Source organism: SAR324 cluster bacterium (genome assembly GCA_029245725.1).
In the GTDB taxonomy this organism is placed as follows: Bacteria; SAR324; SAR324; order SAR324; family NAC60-12; genus JCVI-SCAAA005.
The window spans coordinates 1-18,191 of record JAQWOT010000386.1; the positions used below are offsets into that span (position 1 = coordinate 1).

Annotated in this window: 16 protein-coding genes; 8 read left to right on the forward strand and 8 right to left on the reverse strand. The window is 46.9% G+C overall.

Annotated elements, in window-relative coordinates; translation table 11 throughout:
* Nucleotides 1–443: 443 nt before the first annotated feature.
* On the forward strand, nt 444–899 hold the full coding sequence (locus tag P8O70_21175; protein MDG2199354.1) for a pentapeptide repeat-containing protein: 456 nt from the start codon (nt 444–446) through the stop codon (nt 897–899).
* Between the two features lie 59 nt (nt 900–958).
* Here P8O70_21175 and P8O70_21180 read toward each other — a convergent pair whose 3' ends face one another.
* On the reverse strand, nt 959–2,449 hold the full coding sequence (locus tag P8O70_21180) for a glycerophosphodiester phosphodiesterase family protein (protein ID MDG2199355.1): 1,491 nt from the start codon (nt 2,447–2,449) through the stop codon (nt 959–961).
* Nucleotides 2,450–2,961: 512 nt separating this feature from the next.
* Between P8O70_21180 and P8O70_21185 the strand changes: the two genes are divergently transcribed.
* The 7 genes from P8O70_21185 (at nt 2,962) to P8O70_21215 (ending at nt 9,924) form a co-directional block, all read left to right on the forward strand.
* Complete coding sequence (locus P8O70_21185; GenBank protein ID MDG2199356.1) at nt 2,962–4,287, forward strand: extracellular solute-binding protein; 1,326 nt, start codon at nt 2,962–2,964, stop codon at nt 4,285–4,287.
* A gap of 73 nt (nt 4,288–4,360) precedes the next feature.
* Nucleotides 4,361–5,671 carry a sugar ABC transporter permease gene (locus tag P8O70_21190; GenBank protein ID MDG2199357.1) on the forward strand — a complete coding sequence of 437 codons (1,311 nt, stop codon included), beginning with the start codon at nt 4,361–4,363 and terminating at the stop codon, nt 5,669–5,671.
* An 8-nt stretch (nt 5,672–5,679) separates the two neighbouring features.
* On the forward strand, nt 5,680–6,504 hold the full coding sequence (locus tag P8O70_21195) for a carbohydrate ABC transporter permease (GenBank protein ID MDG2199358.1): 825 nt from the start codon (nt 5,680–5,682) through the stop codon (nt 6,502–6,504).
* Nucleotides 6,504–7,562 carry an ABC transporter ATP-binding protein gene (locus tag P8O70_21200; protein ID MDG2199359.1) on the forward strand — a complete coding sequence of 353 codons (1,059 nt, stop codon included), beginning with the start codon at nt 6,504–6,506 and terminating at the stop codon, nt 7,560–7,562. The genes P8O70_21195 and P8O70_21200 overlap by 1 nt, the downstream gene beginning before the upstream one ends.
* Nucleotides 7,563–7,917: 355 nt before the next feature.
* Entirely contained in the window at nt 7,918–8,118 is a 201-nt protein-coding gene (locus tag P8O70_21205; GenBank protein ID MDG2199360.1) for a hypothetical protein, read from the forward strand.
* A 3-nt stretch (nt 8,119–8,121) separates the two neighbouring features.
* Nucleotides 8,122–8,670, forward strand: coding sequence for a hypothetical protein (locus P8O70_21210; protein MDG2199361.1), 549 nt, complete (start codon nt 8,122–8,124; stop codon nt 8,668–8,670).
* 126 nt (nt 8,671–8,796) lie between these two features.
* Nucleotides 8,797–9,924 (forward strand): alcohol dehydrogenase family protein, encoded by a 1,128-nt coding sequence (locus P8O70_21215; GenBank protein MDG2199362.1) that lies wholly within the window; start codon nt 8,797–8,799, stop codon nt 9,922–9,924.
* A 250-nt stretch (nt 9,925–10,174) separates the two neighbouring features.
* Here the strand turns inward: P8O70_21215 and P8O70_21220 are convergent, their stop codons facing one another.
* The 7 genes from P8O70_21220 to P8O70_21250 all read right to left on the reverse strand — a co-directional run.
* Nucleotides 10,175–11,941 carry an NAD(P)/FAD-dependent oxidoreductase gene (locus P8O70_21220; GenBank protein MDG2199363.1) on the reverse strand — a complete coding sequence of 589 codons (1,767 nt, stop codon included), beginning with the start codon at nt 11,939–11,941 and terminating at the stop codon, nt 10,175–10,177.
* Between the two features lie 9 nt (nt 11,942–11,950).
* Nucleotides 11,951–13,033 (reverse strand): Gfo/Idh/MocA family oxidoreductase, encoded by a 1,083-nt coding sequence (locus P8O70_21225; protein ID MDG2199364.1) that lies wholly within the window; start codon nt 13,031–13,033, stop codon nt 11,951–11,953.
* 203 nt (nt 13,034–13,236) lie between these two features.
* Nucleotides 13,237–14,379 carry an ABC transporter substrate-binding protein gene (locus P8O70_21230; protein ID MDG2199365.1) on the reverse strand — a complete coding sequence of 381 codons (1,143 nt, stop codon included), beginning with the start codon at nt 14,377–14,379 and terminating at the stop codon, nt 13,237–13,239.
* Between the two features lie 64 nt (nt 14,380–14,443).
* A complete protein-coding gene (locus P8O70_21235; GenBank protein MDG2199366.1) occupies nt 14,444–15,295 on the reverse strand; it encodes an ABC transporter permease in 852 nt (283 codons plus the stop codon).
* Between the two features lie 14 nt (nt 15,296–15,309).
* Nucleotides 15,310–16,068 (reverse strand): ABC transporter ATP-binding protein, encoded by a 759-nt coding sequence (locus tag P8O70_21240; GenBank protein ID MDG2199367.1) that lies wholly within the window; start codon nt 16,066–16,068, stop codon nt 15,310–15,312.
* Nucleotides 16,069–16,617: 549 nt separating this feature from the next.
* Entirely contained in the window at nt 16,618–17,643 is a 1,026-nt protein-coding gene (locus P8O70_21245) for an aldo/keto reductase (GenBank protein MDG2199368.1), read from the reverse strand.
* Nucleotides 17,644–17,766: 123 nt separating this feature from the next.
* Nucleotides 17,767–18,191, reverse strand: a 425-nt coding sequence (locus P8O70_21250; protein MDG2199369.1) for an enolase C-terminal domain-like protein, incomplete at its 5' end; no start/stop codon positions are given.

The following is an 18,191-nucleotide window of genomic DNA, read 5'->3' on the forward strand; positions in this document are numbered from 1 at the left end:
ATCGGTCAATCTTCTGCTTGTGCTTACAATCTGGCGAACAATCAGGTGTTTTGTTGGGGGATCAATGCTGATGGACAATTAGGACTTGGTAATACATTAAGCCCCTACAGCACAATGCAAAACACGGGAAGTCCGTTTTAATGATTACAAATATCCCTAATGTATGGAAAGCAAGCTTTGACTTGATGTAACAATAAATCGTGAAAGCTGCTGATTACAAAATTAGGCACCTTTACTCGTCAAGCCAGATTCCGAACCAGAAAAGTAATGTGTTGTCGTAGGACGTTTCAGGAATGATTATTGTTAGCAGACCAAAACTAAAATTTGTTTATCATGCATTTGCTTCAGAGGAAAAATGCTTAGTGAGGATGATCTGCAACGCCTGAAGGAAACCAACGCTTGTCCAGAGGGGAATTTGTCAGAGGCTGTACTGTGGGGCCAACTTGGAGGGAGCCAACCCGGAGGGAGCCAACCTGTTCATTGCAGTTTTGAAGGAAGCCAACCTGCAACGAGCCAAGCTGAGTGATGCCAAGCTGGAGTTGGCGATGTTGCAGAAGGCAAATCTGCGAGAGGCTCATCTTGGGTATGCCAATCTTTCGTATGCCAACATGCAGGGCACCTCACTCCAAGGAGCGGATCTGACAGGAGCTAACCTAGAGGGAGCAAATCTCGAAGGAGCAAATCTACAAAAAGCTCATCTGGATGGGGCCAACCTCAGCTACGTAAACCTGCAACCAGCCAATCTGGATGGGGCCAGCCTGATCTATGCAAGAACCATCAAGACGCTGTTCGGAGGAGCCCGTCTTTGCAACACGACCATGCCGGATGGACATATTGAGTACAACGGTTGCGCTTACCATCCCTTCTTCGACGAAAAAGTCGAATCTCCTGACGAATAAGCCCTCGATCTCCTCAATTGAACGCATTCACTCCTTCATCGCCTTGAATCAAACGTTTTTTACCTCTGCAGACTGTCCGGATAAACCTTCAATAATTTGAACAAATCGGGTCGATCCAAGTTCACAAGATCCGCATTCAAGGTTTCAATCTGCTGAAGTTTCAACAAATCGTGGGTGAGGCTAAAAGCCATCGTTCTAACCCCCATGGCTTGGCATCTTGCAATCTCGGTCAAGTCATCTCGCCCCAATTCATACTCGATGATGTCAGCCTGATATTCAGCAATTGCTGCTTCCAAGCTCGGATACATCCAGCGGGTGGCCATCAATTGGGCTTTGGGCTCAAGATTTCGAATTCTTTGAAGGACTTCAGTTTTGCGGCACCAGAAAAACACATCTTCCAGCATTGTGTGAGCAACCACCTTCTTCAGCACCTGGTCCGGATCAGCGTCCTTGATCTCAACATAGGCCCCACACTGACCACGACAATGCGCAAGAAATTCATCAAGGGTGGGGACCCTAGTCCCAACATAAATCTGTGAATAAGAAGACCCCGCATCTAACTGACAGACCTGATCCAGCATCAATTCTCGGACAAGACCCTTGCCGTTTGTTGTTCGATCCACAGTGGCATCATGCATCAAGACAATCTCACCATCAGCCGTGGTCCGCACATCGATCTCGACTATATCAAAGCCTTGTGAAATGCAGATGCTGGCAGCAGGCAGTGTGTTTTCAGGTGCCAGAAAGTTTGCCCCACGATGGCAAACCATCATGGGGAAACCCTGTGAACCACTAGGCCAAGGTTTGAGAATTTCAGGACAGTCCGAGCAAATCCCCAAGATGGGCAAATCATCGAGTCCCCGAAGGACCTCCGCTCGTTCTTCATCCCAGGTCACCAACGCCATGCCTTGTTGCTGACAGCGGCTCACCAACTCCTCAGTCACTAACTCATGAGGAGTGGAAGAGGCCCGTTTCCAACAAAGATGAATGATGTCTGGCGAAGCAACAGAGCTGTATTCGAAGGGATCCACACCAATTGGTATCAGCACGGAGAGCGGATATGAACACTTTGCCTGACGAAGTTGAGCAATCCAGTCGGCATGAAAGGATCCGATGACAGCATATTGGAAGTTCTGTTCTTGTAGGATGCGCCAAGTGGGCTCTGCGGCTTCAGCTGCCTTCAGCTCAATGTAAAGTCCAGAGTGGGTTCGTCGGGCTAGTTCAATCACCTCCTCCAGTCGGGGTACTCGCTGGTTTCCCAGCAGTTCGACTGCACTGATCTCTGCCCAAGTGGCATTTTGGATTCGCAGTGGAATTCCCCCCACTCGCTCCAAGCTTTCATCATGACAAACCACCACGACCCCATCTCTGGACAATCGCACATCCAGCTCCCACATTTCAGCGCCCAACTCCCCAGCCAGTTGAAACGCCTCCAGCGTGTTCTCCGTCCGATAATTACTGGCACCTCGGTGAGCAATTGCTAGTGGTAAGTGCAAATCTTCAACACTAGGCCACCCGAAGCGCGCCATCCATTTTTGATTAAAGTTCATTTTGCCTATTTGACATGGTTAATCCGAAGAGATTTTTTTACTGATTTTATTAAAAAAATAACATGTTTTTTTGATTTAAATTTTATAATTTGATTTTCGTTAAATTAAAATACGTCATTTCAGAGCAAGAATAAAATTCAACCGAAAATAAATGTTATCTATTACCTTTTCATTTTTGTTTGACTGTATTAAAAATTTGGCCCGTGGTAGTTGACTCTCTCCAGAGAGCTTTGGGTTGCCACTCCTGCCTTGATTACGATGGCATTGTTTTCATCATGCTAACATTCTCAAAACAATCAGCTATTATGATTGGGTGGTAGAAGATTCTGTCTGGAAAATAGTTTTCCAGGCTCATTTTCTTTAAATAAATGAATGATCAAGAATCTTGAGAACAAGGCATGTGAATTTGCCAGTTTATGTTAGGGCTTTGTCATGAAGGCAAAATTCCTTAATCAGCTTGGAGGTTTGTTATGTTGAAAGTGAGTTTGAAACGCGCATTGACTGGATTTGTGATGCTTGCCACAGCAGCCAGTTTGCCTTTTAGTCAAGCAATCGCTAGGGATTTGACCATACAGGTATGGGCAGGTGGCTCTAACGTCGCCGACGCCTACCGTGTTGACGCTATTACCATGGCAGCAGACATCCTCGAAAGAGAGGCGGCTATTCGTGGTGAAGATTTAAACATCACTGTTGAGACGAAGTACGACTTTGATGGATGGGGTGGTTTTAAGCAGGCAGTGACACTGGCCGCAGAAGCCAATAATGCCCCACACATCGTAGTAACAGGCCACGAAGATATCGCGCCATGGTCTCAGTCTGGTTTGATTCGGCCAATCGAAGATTATGTTGATTTCGACACCTGGCCTCTTAACGATCTGTTCGAGAACCTAATTGAGATTTCATCGTTTGAGGGAGTCATTTATGGAGTCCCTCAAGATGCGGAATCACGGCCGTTCTTTGCTTGGATCCCTCACCTCAAGGCCATTGGCTACAGCGATGCTGATATTCGTGCTATGCCAGAAAAGGTGCAGAGTGGTCAATACACCTTGGATGATGTATTGAATGATGCCAAGAAAATGCAGGATGCAGGGCTTGTCGAAGCAGGCTACGGTTGGTATCCCCGTGTTTCCAAAGGTGGTGACTACTGGCAGTTCTACCTTTCCTATGGTGGAGATATGCTGGATAGTTCCTCTGGAAAATTGGTCTTTGATAAGGCTGCTATGCAAAAAGTTTATGAATTTTTTGCCAAAGCTGTCGAAATGGGTGTTACCCGCAAAAACCATATCGGAACCCCCTGGGATCAATGGTACTCCGAGGTCGCGTCTGGTAAAGCTGGTTTGTGGCATGGAGGTACCTGGCACTATGCGCGATATACCGGCAAAGAGGGGCTTCAAGACTTCTTTGGCAGTGTGATGTTCAGCTTGATTCCAGCTGGAGACAGAAGCGGTAGCGCGAATACCATTACTCACCCCTTGGTCTATCTGGTGACAAACCGAGGAAGTGATGATGATGCAGCAGTAGCCGCCCAATTGATAGCTATTGCTTCAGAGCCTCGCATCAACACGCTGCATGCAATCAAGTCTGCACATCTTGGCATTGCCAAGTCACAGCAGTCTGTGCCTCTTTACGCTAATGATCGCTGGGCTAGTGAAGCGACCGTTCGCCTGTTGCCCTATGCCAGTGCTCAACCCAACCACACAGGTTTCTCACCCTATTTTGATGCAATGTGGAAGGGACTTGAAGCCAGTTGGACTGGTCAGAAATCTCCTGCAGAAGCTATCGCTGATGTGGAGTCTGAGCTGAAAGCCCAACTCGGAGGTGACATCCTCATCCGCTAATTCTCTCTGTCATCTCCCTGGATCATTCTGGGGGGGTGCCCTTCCTTCAAATTCTGATTCGCTTGTACGGCCAATGAGTTTATCTGCAAAACTTGGCTATGTTTTTATCGCCCCTGCGCTTATATTAGTTACTGTCTTTTTTTTGACGCCAGTGGTACTCACAGGCATCTTCTCCTTCACAAATATGAGTACAGCCACCGGGATTACAGGTGGTGCCTATCAAATCACACCCTCACTCCTTAGGGATCTATCTGACCAAGGCTTCGAAAAAGCAAATCTGGATAGCATTGGTTCCGAGAGTTACGAAATTGCTCAAGCCACTTTACAGATTGCCCGTAACGCTGGTATAGAGCCTGCCTTACTAGCAGAACTTGAAGAAAAACATCTTGGGCAGAACTTCAAGAGCCGTAGAGAATTCGAACGTTTCCTAAAAAAACTACAAAACCGACCACGTAGTACACGTGAACTGAAATCAACCTCACCATACTTCAGAAAATCGCTGATCAATGAGCGGTTTGAGACAGAAACTGATTTGAAAGCTGCGCTTGCTGAGCTGCAAATTGAGCTTACTCCTGATCAAATCAATACGCTCAGCCAGGCTGCCTACACTGGATGGATATGGACAACAGATAATTTCCACAAGATGACGATCCTCCCAGAGACAAAGCAAATACTCTTCAACACGATCATCTATGTCACTTTCACCTTGCTGCTCTTCAACGTGGGCTTTGCGCTAGTCCTGGCTATCGCCACCTTCTATTTACCGAAGGGGCAAGCAGGAATTTTTAGAGCTCTATGGCTTCTACCCCGAATTTCACCCTCTGTGCTCTATGTTGTGCTCTGGAAGTGGCTGACTTGGGACACAGGATTTTTGAACGCCATCCTGAATCCTCTAGGTGTCGCACAGCGCAACTGGATGTTGGATACAACTCTGAATGCATGGGTCTTTGTTGTGCTGATCAACGGATTCATTGGTGCTTCGATGGGAATGATTCTGTTCTCCAGTGCCATCACAGCGATTCCCAAACCATTGCTTTATGCAAGTGAGGTTGACGGAGCCAATCGCTGGCAACAGATTCGCTTCATCATCTTACCACAGTTAAAGTGGCCGATCCTCTTCGTGACGGTCTATCAGTGTCTTTCCTTATTGACATCCTTTGAACAAATTCTGCTCTCTACAGATGGAGGACCCGGCTCTACAACGGAAGTCTGGGCTCTAGCGGCTTACCATAACGCTTTGGACAATTATTGGGGCAATTTACAATATGGATATGGAGCAGCCCTGGCTCTTGTGCTGGTTGTTATTGGTGTGATCATGTCTTTCATTTTTCTACGTTTTTTCCGCTTTCAAGAGTTGGTGCGTCAACCACGAATTGAGCAATAAGGGTTCTGGTGTCTCAAAACTTCAAAAATTGGCCTATTCTCACCGCTTTGGTGTTAGCAACCGTGCCAATCGTGCTGATGTATTCCTATCTGGTGTTGGATACCGTCACCAATACGGAACCTGGAGGAATCCTGCCAAGCAGCTTTACCCTGGAACACTGGCGCTTTCTTTACGAGGACATTGAGGGGAAAGCAAACATCTGGCAGGTGACCCTAAACACTCTCGTTTTTGCCAGCTCCGTGATGTTACTGGTGCTCTCTGTTTCTTCAACAGCAGGGTACGCTCTCTCCCGCCTAAACATTCCTTTCCGTCGGGAATTTCTTGCAGGAGTTTTGATTTTACACGCTTTTCCTTCGATCACTTTGATCATTGCAATCTTTCTGATTCTGCAGTTGATTGGGCTCTACAATACGCTCATCGGAGTGATTATTGTGATGACATCGCTCCAGCTCCCACTCGGTATTTGGATTATGAAAGGATTCTATGACTCCGTGCCTTGGGAGATCGAGATGGCAGGATTGCAGGATGGTGCTAGTCGTTTCACGGTTTGGTATCATCTGGTCCTCCCCCAGGTCCGTCCAGGGATTATCGCCTTGGGTGTGTTCTCTTTTCTCTCTGGCTGGGGAGAGTACATCCTACCAACCGTTTTGGCGCCAGCGAATAATGTTCAGGTACTTTCTGGCTACTTGGCTTCCCTTATCGCAGATGATCGAAATTTTGAATTCAATCTCTTCAAATCTGTGGGGCTCTTCTATGCGACTCCCGTTGTAATCATGTATCTGTTCTTCCAAGACAAATTGATGAACATCTACGGAGGAGGAACCAAAGGCTGATGGAAATCATTCTTGAAGATTTCACCAAACGCTTTGGTGAGGTGACCGTCATCGAAAAAATGAACCTGAAGATTCGGGAAGGTGAACTGCTCGCCCTTCTGGGTCCATCCGGATGTGGCAAATCAACCACTCTCTTCACAATTTGTGGAATTCATCGGGTTGATGGTGGACGTGTCCTATTTGGAGATCAGGATGTCAGTCGTGTTCCAGCCCAGCAACGCAACGTGGGTGTCGTGTTCCAGTCGTATGCGCTCTATCCTCATATGAGTGTTTTTGAAAACATTGCTTTTCCATTGACTGTCCGCAAAGAGCACAAAAACACAATCCGTGAGAAAGTCGCTGAAATTGCTGAGTTAGTTCATATTGGAGAATTATTAAAGCGACGACCCGAGCAGCTCTCTGGCGGTCAACAGCAGCGTGTTGCTCTTGCAAGAGCATTGGTGCGCAAACCTAGTATCTTGCTACTGGATGAACCCTTGGCAAACCTGGATGCCAAGCTCCGTCTTGAAATGCGATCTGAAATCCGGCGGATTCAGTTGGAAACTAGAATCTCCGCAGTACTGGTGACTCATGATCAGGTTGAAGCGATGAGCATGAGTGACCGGATTGCAATCATGAAGGAGGGTGAGATTCTACAAGTTGCTTCTCCCACAGAAATGTATCAACAACCAATCAATGATTTTGTAGCTGGTTTCTTGGGTAACCCACCAATCGCTTTTCTGGATGCACATGTGCAGGAGGGTGAAATTCATCTTTTGAACAGAAAAATTCAATTTAATTTTCCAGGCAGCTCCATGCCTACAAATGGGACGAAGATTCGCTTGGGTATTCGGCCAGAACACTACCAGCCCAACAACCCTATTCAAATCCCTGGAACCATCTCTTTCGTTGAAACCCAAGGACGTGAAAATCTATATGATGTGATGCTTGATGACGGCAGCATCCTTCGCTCCATTCAATCCTCCGCTACGGAAAGCATTGAAAAAAGCGCTCAGGTCCTTTGGGGGATCCAGCCCGACAAAGTGCTGATTTTCGATCAGGCAGGCAATCGAATCTGAGCTTTATTCAAGAAAGCTCTCGCCCCATTCTCTGTTTTCCAAAGTAAATTCAAACTTAGAAGTCGATCTCCGAATTCAATTCTGAAAATGGAATGCGCACTGTAGTTCACAAAACCGTCAACCAGTTACAACCACCTTCTCAAGAAGATCGTAGCCAAGCTGCAACTAGGGTAGTTCAGCTTCTCATGAGCATTGGATGCGAAGCTGGCCTTGCCTCAACGAGGTGGAAGTGAGGCAACCTCAAGCTTCCAGTGATTTTCCAGAAAAGATCATCGTGGGAGCCTCGAACCCTGAATGCTGCAAGTGAGTCGGAGAAAGCGCTTAGGTCATCCGTATAGCAAAAATTGGTGTTTTGTTGGCAACCGAAGTGGACTGGGGAATGGCTCGCTCCAAACAACGCCACACCACCAAGGAACTGGCAGAACGATTTGGCTGGGGCTACGCTTTTGGAGTGGAGTTCGTCGAATTGGGATTGGGAGATCCGCTGGAGATGGCTGAGTTTAACGGAGTACCGAATGAGCATGGTCTCCATGGCAATGCCATCCTATCTCGGTGACCATTGCGAAAAATCAAACTGATTGCGCTGGACAAAGGAGGTTTGTGGTTTGTCCTGTCACCTAAACAAGACGGGCAGCATAGAGTCGGTGGTCAAATGGCGATCACTGCGCTTCTTGATACGGAGAAAGGCCCACTTGGTTGTGTCACTGTTCATTATGAAAGTGAAAGTAATCCAGATCATCGGAATCAGCAGACTCAGCGATTGATGAAATTGTTGGTGCAGGAATATGGAACGATTCCCATGGTGATTGGAGACGACCTGAACACCAACACTCTCTCCGAAGCTCACACCAGTCAAACACAACGAAGAAATCAGCCAGAGTCTTGGGAGCCCAGCTTCTCCACTTTTGCAAATTACAATTTTGCATGGGAAACCGCCAATACTGGCCAGACCACCACTCGTGGAGGCCCTCATGCACCACACCAAACTCTCGACTGGTTACTGCTCAGATCCTGTCTGGGGAGTCAATCCCATGTCGTTCCCGCTCTCTTAAAATCAGGGAACTACCTGTCTGATCATGAAATGGTTGTAACAACCGTCTCCTGCTAGATCGCCCACCTCGCTTCCTTCCCTAGCAGAATTCATTGCATCCAATGACTGATTTTTGAATGGGTTGGTGGAGTAGACCATTTTTAGAATGCTCAACTTTTTCTTCAAATATAAAGGTACCACTTGATGACCTGGGACGCTTCCCCCCACCTAGATCGGTTTGATCCTTTACCGAATGAAAAGACGATGAAAGCTGTTGTGACAGCGAGTAATGGGGGATTCGAACAATTGCAGTGTCGTGTGGTCAAACGTCCCCAACCTGGAGACAAGGAGGTATTGATCCGAGTACTAGCTGCTGGGATGAACAATACGGAAATCAACACTCGTGTCGGCTGGTATTCTGATTCTATGACCCAAAGCACCTCAGCAGTAGCCAGTTCCCAAGTTCAACAAAAAGAAATTCCTATAGATGGAGGTTGGAATGAGATTACCCCTTTCCCTTTCGTCCAGGGAACTGACTGCTGTGGTGAAGTGATCCAGCTTGGCTCGAACGCAGATTCAAAACTACTGAGCAAGCAAGTGTTGGTAAGGTCCTGTATGCGACCACTGGGGTTCTCATCAATGGAAAATTTGTGGATGGGCTCTGACTTCGATGGGGCCTTTGCGCAATATGTCAAAGTTCCTCAATCAGAAGTTTTTGAAGTCAAATGTGACTGGAGTGCTGCTGAGTTGGCTACCATTCCATGTGCTTATGGAACTGCAGAAAACATGATTCATCGAGCAGGGATTCAGTCTGGAGAAAAGGTCTTGATCACTGGAGCCTCAGGTGGAGTTGGCTCTGCTGCCGTTCAATTGTCAAAACTTCGGAAGGCACAGATCATTGCTGTTGTGGCCCCTGAGAAGCAACAAAAAATCTCGGATCTCGGTGCAGAACAAACCATGGCACGTGATGAGAATGTGTTGGAAGTGCTGGGAGAAGAATCTGTAGATGTAGTGATCGATCTGGTGGCTGGCGATTCCTTTACAGCACTATTGAAAGTTTTGAAGCGTGGTGGGCGGTACGTTTCTGCGGGCGCAATTGGAGGACCTGTAGTCTCTTTTGATACACGCACCTTCTACCTGAAGGACTTGCAGTTGATTGGTTGTACTGCCTGGGATGAAGGCGTCTTCCCAAGCCTGATTGCTTATCTTGAAAACGAACAACTTCGACCTCTACTCGCACAGACCTTTCCTCTAGAGCAAATTGTCGAGGCCCAACAAGAGTTCTTGCTGAAAAAGCATGTTGGGAATTTCGTACTCATTCCTCCAAATTAGATTCTGGGCTTTAATAAGGTTTACTTATTTGAACATCATCAATGCTCTAAAAGCCTTCAATGATCCGATACGAACCAGGGGAGGCTTCAAGCAAAACTTATCAGACAATCATCTGATTATCATTCAGCAGTTCTACCATGCAGAGCAAAAGCCTGATCAACTAAAATCTAGAAGGGCTGGTTCCAAGAGAAAGCTGAGTGAACTTGTACGATCTAATCACTCTTCAGAGAACCCTTCCCAGATCTGCTCTTCAACTAGGCATGATTGATTTCATTTTCACTTGCTCCATCCGACCCTTAATCTGCAGGGCCACATACTTGGAGTAGAAACGTGACAAGTGCAGGTTGCCCCCGTGAAACCAAAGGTTGGATTGCTTGGTTGGCTTCCAAAGATTTCGTAACTCGCCTTCCCATGGACCAGGATCTCCTTTGATTCCTGAACCAATTCCCCAGAAGCGCCCCACTTTTTCAGCAGTTTCCTTAGAAATCAATTTCTCGATGACCTTATCCATCGAATGGTAGCCAATCGCGAAAAAGATCACGTCGGCTGCCAACTTACTGCCATCATCAAAGTAGAGAAACTGCTCATCTACGCGCTCCGGAGTAGCCCCTGTCTTGAGCTTGACCTTCTTCTGGATGATCAACTCTGAAGCACCTACATCAATGTAGTAACCTGAGGCGGTCCTCAGAGCTCGCATCAACAACCCAGAGCCATCCTCTCCAAAATCAAATCTGAAGCCTGACTCCTGTAGCTGGTCATAGAACTCTTTGTCGTGCTCGTACATCTGCCTGTAAACCTCTCTGTGCACATCAGGCACAAGCTTGTAAGGCAGGGAGGCAAAGAGCAAATCTGCTTTGTCCGTGGTGATCCCATTCTTCAATGCCTGCTCGGAGTAGAGTTCCCCAAATCCATACTCCAGCAAGGTTTCAGATTTGATGATGATGCTAGATGACCTTTGGGCCATCGTAACCGATCTGGCACCACACTCCCAAAGATCCTGGCAGATGTCATGGGCTGAGGTTGCAGAGCCGACAACCACACACCTCTTGCCTTTGAATGCTCGACCATCCTGGTATTCGGAGGAATGGAAGATCTGACCCTTGAATTTCTTCTTCCCCTTGATTGGAATTCCCTTCGGTGGACCATAAGCGCCTGTAGTAAACACAAGCTGAGTGGGTCGCAGGGTTAACTTTTCTCCCTTGCGCATTACTTCGACTTCCCACTGCTGCGTACTCTCGTCAAAAGTCGCCTTCGAGCACCTACTCTCCGTCCAGTAGTTGAGATCCATTACCTTCGTGTACATCTCCAACCAGTCCCCCATCTTGTTCTTGGGTGTGAAGACCGGCCAGTCATCTGGGAAGGGAATATAAGGGAAGTGGTCATACCAGATGGGATCGTGCAAGGTTAGGAAACGGTATCGATTGCGCCAGGAATCGCCAGCTCGCTTGTTCTTCTCCAATACAATTGTAGAGACACCCAACTTCTTGAGCCGAGTTGCCAGCATGATCCCAGCTTGGCCTCCACCTACAACAACACAATAGGGTTGCTCTGTGTCACCAAGTGCTTGTTCTTGAGCTTGCTTTACTTCATGCCAGATTTGTCGATTCTTGTGAGCGCCGTGCCGAGTGCCAAGGATTCTTCTTTCTGCCCGTTTCTCCTCGTAGCCTTGCAGCTCTTCCAGGGTAGTCAGCAGGGTCCAGGCTTTCCCACGTTTGAGGCGCACGTATCCTTTCCCACGGCCAATTCCGTTGGTGATGTCGAGAAAGCACTCCACTACACCGTCAGCCCGCTTCACATCATAGTAGCTTTCAATCTTTATTGGAAAAGCAGCCTTGTTTTGCTTGAGGGCTCCCAACACCTCTTGGTGAGTTTCAAAAGTATTCAAACTCCACGAAATGCAGAGGATGTCCCGCCAGAAGAACTCTTCCTGAAAGAGACTATCCAAATCAACACTCTTAGCACTTGCAAAAGAAGCATTGAATTGCTCAATCCATTGCTCAACGACTTTGTTTGTCATGCTGCTATCCTACAAATAAATGGCTTGGCCTGTTTGAATACTCTCCTCAGCGGCCAACACAATCTTGAGGCTATTGACGGCAGCCTCCATTGATTCAGACAAATCCTGATCCTGTTCAATCGCATCCAGAAACATTTGTTGCTCCAAGTCACAGAGTTCTTGGTGCGATGGCTCATTCAACGTATCCACGAACTGATCTTTTTTGAGAAATTGTTTGCTACTGGGATTTACCTCCGCATGGTGGATTTGGATCAGATTGGTTTTGGTATGCCGATCAATGTTGGCTGAATCTGTCACTTCTCCCTCTTCAGCAAGTTGTTCAGAGGGAACAATCATCGAAACACACCCTTTCGGTCCGACGATATCCTTCACAAAGTAGGCAACTTCACTCATCATGGGGCCCCAACCTGCTTCGTACCAGCCTACTGAGCCATCATCAAAGGTGACATGCAGATGACCATAGTTCTGTTTGTCAGCTTCTGCCCAGAGCTTGGCTCCAATTCCATGCACACGGACAGGCTTGGCATCCGTCAACTGGCACATCACGTCAACATAGTGCACTCCACAATCGACAATCGGAATCAGCGAGTCGATCAGGTTCTTGTGCCAAAACCAAGTCTCCCCACTGCTTTGTTGATTGAGATTCAATCGCATCACCAAGGGCTTACCCAAGGTCTTGCCGACTTCAATAAATTTTACCCAGGAGGGATGGACTCTAAGGATGTAGCCAAGCACCAATTTCCTTTGGTGCTTTCTGGCCAGTTCTACGACTTTTGAAGCATCCTCCACATTCGTTGCCAGGGGTTTCTCCATGAACACATGACAACCCTGCTCAATTGCCTCCGAGGCAAAAGCAGCGTGGGTGTTCGGCCAAGTGTTGATTGAAACCGCATCTGGCTGAGAATCTTGGAGCGCCTTGCTGTAGTCTTCATAGATTGGATATCCCTGCAACTCCTTGGGGAGCTTGTCAACCTTCTCACACAGGGTTCTGCTCATTAGGCCAACAATTTCGAAGCCAGGATTATTGTGGTAAGCCAGCGCATGAGAAGTCCCCATGTTCCCAAGCCCCACCACCAAGACTTTCACTGACATAAGATCCTCATTAGTGAGGTTTAGAACAGTCGTTTGCTGTATACTCTAACAATCTTGTGAATCCTGAAAATATCAGGTTAATTCTTCTATTTAGTGAGTTTAAGTAGTCTGAGAATCAATATTGATGAAAGGGTGAAACAACTCTTCCTAAAAATTGTTCACCCCAATTTGGCTCTAGGAGAACGGAATCATGAAGGAATTAACTACTTGACTACGTTGGCGTAAAAACGACCCTTGATCTTGTCGACATCCACCTTGGCCAGGTCAGCGGAGAGTGTATAACCTTTGGCATCCGCCATGACCTTGTTGACATCGAAATCATTGGCAGCCCCAATGAAATCATTGCTAATCACCTTGCCTACGTTCACGTCACGCTTCAATTGCCCGATTCTACGAATGGTCTTGAAGTAAGCCTTCCAGCTACCCCAATCATGGTAGCCCCAACCTTGTCGCTCATCCATATTGCCTCGGAAGACATTTGCGAGCTGTAGCATGGATTCTGTTCCCAAATCAGCCCCAAGATTGCTCTTAACAATGGGAAGTGACTTGAAAACAATGTCTGTGGCAGCTCGTGGGTTGTGCTCTCCGAATTCCAGTCCCATTGCCCACCCTCTCAGATACTGTCCAAGAATCTTTCTCTTTTCAGGATCTTGGGTGTCAGAGCGCTTGACGACAAAGGAATTCGCTGGGAAGACCGATTGATCAACACCCAGCCAGTACTCAAATTTCAAGCCCTTGCCTTCCCAGTCCGCGCGCAGGCCTTCCCAAGCTAAGGCTGCATCACCCTCTCCACTGGCCAGAATGGTTCCCCACTGGGGCCAACCAGCTTCGATATACTTGATCTTGGTCACATCTGCACCCGCTGCCGCAAAGATTGGGTCCGCAATAGACTGCCAGGCGGCGCTTCCCAAGAGCACGGTTTTCCCTTCCATTTGGCGTAGATCGGTGAATCCTTCCCCAGGTCGGAAAGCAAAATCGAAAACGTCACGGGCTCCCATGTTGAAGACCGAAACCAAGTCCAACTCGTTTTCGAGGGCAAAAGAAAACACTCCTGGCGAAGGATATCCCATATCTGCCTGTCCCAAGGCAACAAACTTTACGGTTGCCGTTCCATCTGAGGGGCCTGGCTCCAGCCTCGTGTCAATATCCCCAAAGTACCCCATTTCCTTGGCTACCCAGTAAGGATAGTCATCCAGCACCTCAATGGTACCTCTTGGAGAAATCCAGGTGTAGGTGGTTGCGGCCTGTGCCGTCTTTGGTGTGAGAGCACTTGTTCCCAACACCGAGGTAGCCACTGCACCAGCAGCAGTCACCTGTAAGAACCTTCTTCGATTGAGTTCTGTCATCACTCCTCCTGCTCTGCGGTTGATGGACGCAATGATTCCTTAAATTGACTGCGCCCGCGCCAATTTAAGATTCCCAACTAGCCCACTTCTTACCAACGAAATAGAAGAACAAATAAATCAGAATCCCTAAGGTCGAGAGAATCAGAATGATCGCAAAGAACTGGGGCATCTTGATCGTTGCTGAATACGTTGTCAGTCGATTTCCAAGGCCAAAGCCACCACCAACCATCTCTGCTCCGACTGCTGTCAAAAGGCCGAAGATTGCGCCAACCATCAAACCAACGATGATCATTGGTAACGCCATGGGTACTCTTACCTTGAGGAAAATTTGCATGGTGCTTGCGCCAAAAGATCGGGCTAACGCGATTTTTGCGAGATCGACTCGGCGGAAACCGGTGGCCGAGTTGATCATCACCATTGGACCGGATGCCAAAGCCACTGCGATGATCCGAGGTTCATAACCAAAGCCAAAACGTAGAATCAGTAAAGGCACTAAGGCCAGCATTGGCGTGGTAACCAGCATCAAGATGTAGGGTGCGACGATCTTTTCAACAAAGGGAAACTGGGTGATCACTCCAGCGAGGATCAGCCCGATGGATGCCCCGATAAAGAAACCAGAAAACAGCTCAACCAAGGTGTGACCAAGGTGAGGTACAATAAACTCAAAGTCAGTGAACAGAGCCATGGCGATTGCACTGGGCCTCGGAAAAACAAATTGAGGGACCTCATAAATGATTACATATGCTTCCAGCCCTCCAACAATGCAGACCGCAAAAAGGATAATCAGTATCACTTCACCCACTGTGCGCTTCTGGACCTTGGTCAGCGCTGACCAGTTTGTGAGAGAAACATCCCCTGAGTCATTGCCTTGATTATCAAACTTGGGGATATTGTCCCCAAGGTACTTATCTGCCATTTCTACTACCCTGGCTAAGTGGTTTGCTCAATGATATTGCTGCGAATCTGGTTGATTGTCTGAATGATCTTTGGATCTGAGAGCATCTCGATAGATCTTGGCCTGGCGTAGTCAATTTCGTAAACGTTTGCCAATCTCCCGGGTCTCGCTGACATCACGAAAACTTTGCTGGAGAGAAACACCGCTTCTGCAATGTTGTGTGTGATGAAGATGATCGTTTTCTTGGTTTCTAGCCAGATCTCCTGCACCAGGAGATTCATTTCATCCCGAGTAAATGCGTCCAAGGCTCCAAATGGTTCGTCCATCAACAACACCGAAGGATCGAATGAGAGAGCCCTGACAATTGATGCCCTTTGCTGCATTCCGCCTGACAATTCTCTTGGATACTTTGTTTCAAAACCTGAAAGGCCCACTCGTTTCAATAGCTCATTGATGCGGGCTGTATTCGGTGCTTTTTTCTTAATCTCAAAAGGAAATTCAATGTTTTTAATGAGACTGCGCCAAGGCAACATGTTGGCTTCCTGGAAGACCATGCCAATTTGATCATTGGGTCCATCAATCTTCTTTCCATCCAGTGCAATCTCACCGCTAGTCAAATCATGTAGCCCCGCAATGGACCATAACAAGGTAGACTTACCACAACCGGATGGTCCAACAATGCTGACAAAATCTCCTGAATCAATGCCTACTGAAAACTGGTCCAGGGCATGAAGATTTCCGGATTTAGTTGTGTAGAACTTCGTTGCTTCCTTGACTTCTAACTTGATGCTCATTTTTCCTTCTCAACTGGCATACAACGAATCAGGCACGTATTTATTTGATTTCATCTCAAGCTTGGCTAGGAATGGAAAAGAATGGGGAAGCAAATGCAAAACGCTTGAAGGAAAAATAGCTTCCAATAGCGAATTCAAAATGTATCTAGATTGGTTGGACCAATTTATGATTTAAATTTAATGGTCGAACCAAACGAAGTAGTATTACAGCGGATTTAGAAAATCAACTATAATTTACGTAAAACAAAATAAATCTAAACAGGGTGAGGTTGTCTTGGGCAGAAGAGATAGAGTGCTGGATTAAGGAAAACTGCAGTAGATAGAGTATTCTGAGTTAAATTCTGCACTCTTGGGCCTCCTACAGTCTGTTGTAAAAATGCTTATACTGTCAGTAGAAAAGGCTGGACTGAGTACATTATATTCTGAGTGGAATTAAAGGTGATAGATCTGGATGATTTAAGACAGATATCATTCAATTTGAGCAGGTTAGAACTTGCGTCAGAATTTAAGATTTAGCGAATCCAATCCAGCTTCCGAATCAAGAAATGATTAGTGAGGAGTAGGAGCATCGTTACGAATCAGATTAGCCGATTTACAATCATCCCAAAAGGCTGAAGGAATGGGATGTTCCACCAGTTGCCGATTTTCTAAAACCTGAACTGGTTGAAAAGCCCCAGGAATGATCGAAGCTACTAACGAATGTCCCAATGGAAATTGTAAGGCAGCCGCCTTGAGAGGAATTTGGTGGTCATTGCATAATCTTTCAATCGCCCTCACCTTCTGAAGCACTTCAGGAGTTGCATCCGCATATTTGTATTTTGCGCCCTCGATTGCTCCACTGGCAAGGATTCCAGAAGCATAGGGGGCTCCAACGACGACTCCTACACCCAGGTTCTCACACTTCGGGAAAATATTGTCTAAAACATCTTGATCCAGCAAGGTATAGGGCATTGCCACCAGAAAGAAATCCAGGGGACATTCTTCCAGAAATCTCGGCATCATGGATTCATCGTTTATACCAGCTCCAAAAGCCTTGATTTCTCCACTACGCTTTAGTTCATCTAGTGCCTTACAACCTGATTCCAACTCCTTAAAGTATTCATTCATGCGCTTTTCCGTGCGATGGTAACCAAGATCTAAATCATGAATCACGAGTACATCGATCTGGTTCAAACCAAAACGCAGCAGACTATCCTCGTAGGAGCGCAAAATTCCATCATAGGTATAATCAAACTTAAGGGTAAAGGGCAGTCCACCGGCCCAGGGTGAACCGTTGAAGTCTTTGGCCTGACCTCGATAGCGCGAATACACTCTCCCGACTTTGGTGGAACACAGGAATTCCTTTGGATCTTGCTGGCGCAGCAATCCACCAATCCGATGTTCACTCAACCCATGTCCATACCAGGGAGCAGTATCGTAGTAGCGAATGCCTGCAGACCATGCACTTTCCAAAGTTTGGCGTGATTGTGTTTCTGAGACACGCCCAAACAATTCACCGAGGGGGGCTCCGCCAAAACCAAGCACTGGGAGCTTGAGTGCAGTCTGTCCAACTTTCCTCAGTGGTAAATTCTTCATTTGAGAATACAGTATGAAGTTGATGTGAGAATAGGAAGGCAAGCCTTTAGCTGGCTTAGCAAACTGGAAAAAAACTTCTAAAAATTAAAGAATTCAATACGTGAGAGTATGATAAAACATAATTTAATAAGGTGAGAGCCAGCTTTCTTCAATACCTAACCCAAATCCTGGTCGATCATCTAATTCCATCCAGCCATCTTTTGGGATCTTTTGTCGGGGAACTTCTATGGTTTCCTCTAATGGAATTCCTGGAGCACCTCTCACAAAGTATTCTAACCAAGGAACGCAGGACACTGCGTGTGAGAAGTGCTGACCATAAGGGTTGCGTCCTCCGGCATGCAGCATAACTTTTTTACCAGCAGATTCAGCAATAGCAGCAATCTTTAAACAAGTTGTCAGTCCCCCAACCCAATTAATATCAGGCTGAAGAATATCCACTACATCATTGGAAACCGCCCATTGAAATGGGAAATGAGTATACCAGTGTTCCCCTGTCGTCAAGGTTTGCCAGGGAAGCTCTTTCCGCAGAGAAACGTGACCTAGAAAAT

Excerpts from the sequence above, each read along its gene's own strand:
- P8O70_21225 (MDG2199364.1), bottom strand. The coding sequence starts at position 13,033 with ATGTCAGTGAAAGTCTTGGTGGTGGGGCTTGGGAACATGGGGACTTCT.
- P8O70_21235 (MDG2199366.1), bottom strand. The coding sequence starts at position 15,295 with ATGGCAGATAAGTACCTTGGGGACAATATCCCCAAGTTTGATAATCAA.
- P8O70_21215 (MDG2199362.1), top strand. The coding sequence starts at position 8,797 with ATGACCTGGGACGCTTCCCCCCACCTAGATCGGTTTGATCCTTTACCG.
- P8O70_21230 (MDG2199365.1), bottom strand. The coding sequence starts at position 14,379 with ATGACAGAACTCAATCGAAGAAGGTTCTTACAGGTGACTGCTGCTGGT.
- P8O70_21200 (MDG2199359.1), top strand. The coding sequence starts at position 6,504 with ATGGAAATCATTCTTGAAGATTTCACCAAACGCTTTGGTGAGGTGACC.
- P8O70_21180 (MDG2199355.1), bottom strand. The coding sequence starts at position 2,449 with ATGAACTTTAATCAAAAATGGATGGCGCGCTTCGGGTGGCCTAGTGTT.
- P8O70_21240 (MDG2199367.1), bottom strand. The coding sequence starts at position 16,068 with ATGAGCATCAAGTTAGAAGTCAAGGAAGCAACGAAGTTCTACACAACT.
- P8O70_21185 (MDG2199356.1), top strand. The coding sequence starts at position 2,962 with ATGCTTGCCACAGCAGCCAGTTTGCCTTTTAGTCAAGCAATCGCTAGG.
- P8O70_21190 (MDG2199357.1), top strand. The coding sequence starts at position 4,361 with ATGAGTTTATCTGCAAAACTTGGCTATGTTTTTATCGCCCCTGCGCTT.
- P8O70_21245 (MDG2199368.1), bottom strand. The coding sequence starts at position 17,643 with ATGAAGAATTTACCACTGAGGAAAGTTGGACAGACTGCACTCAAGCTC.
- P8O70_21220 (MDG2199363.1), bottom strand. The coding sequence starts at position 11,941 with ATGACAAACAAAGTCGTTGAGCAATGGATTGAGCAATTCAATGCTTCT.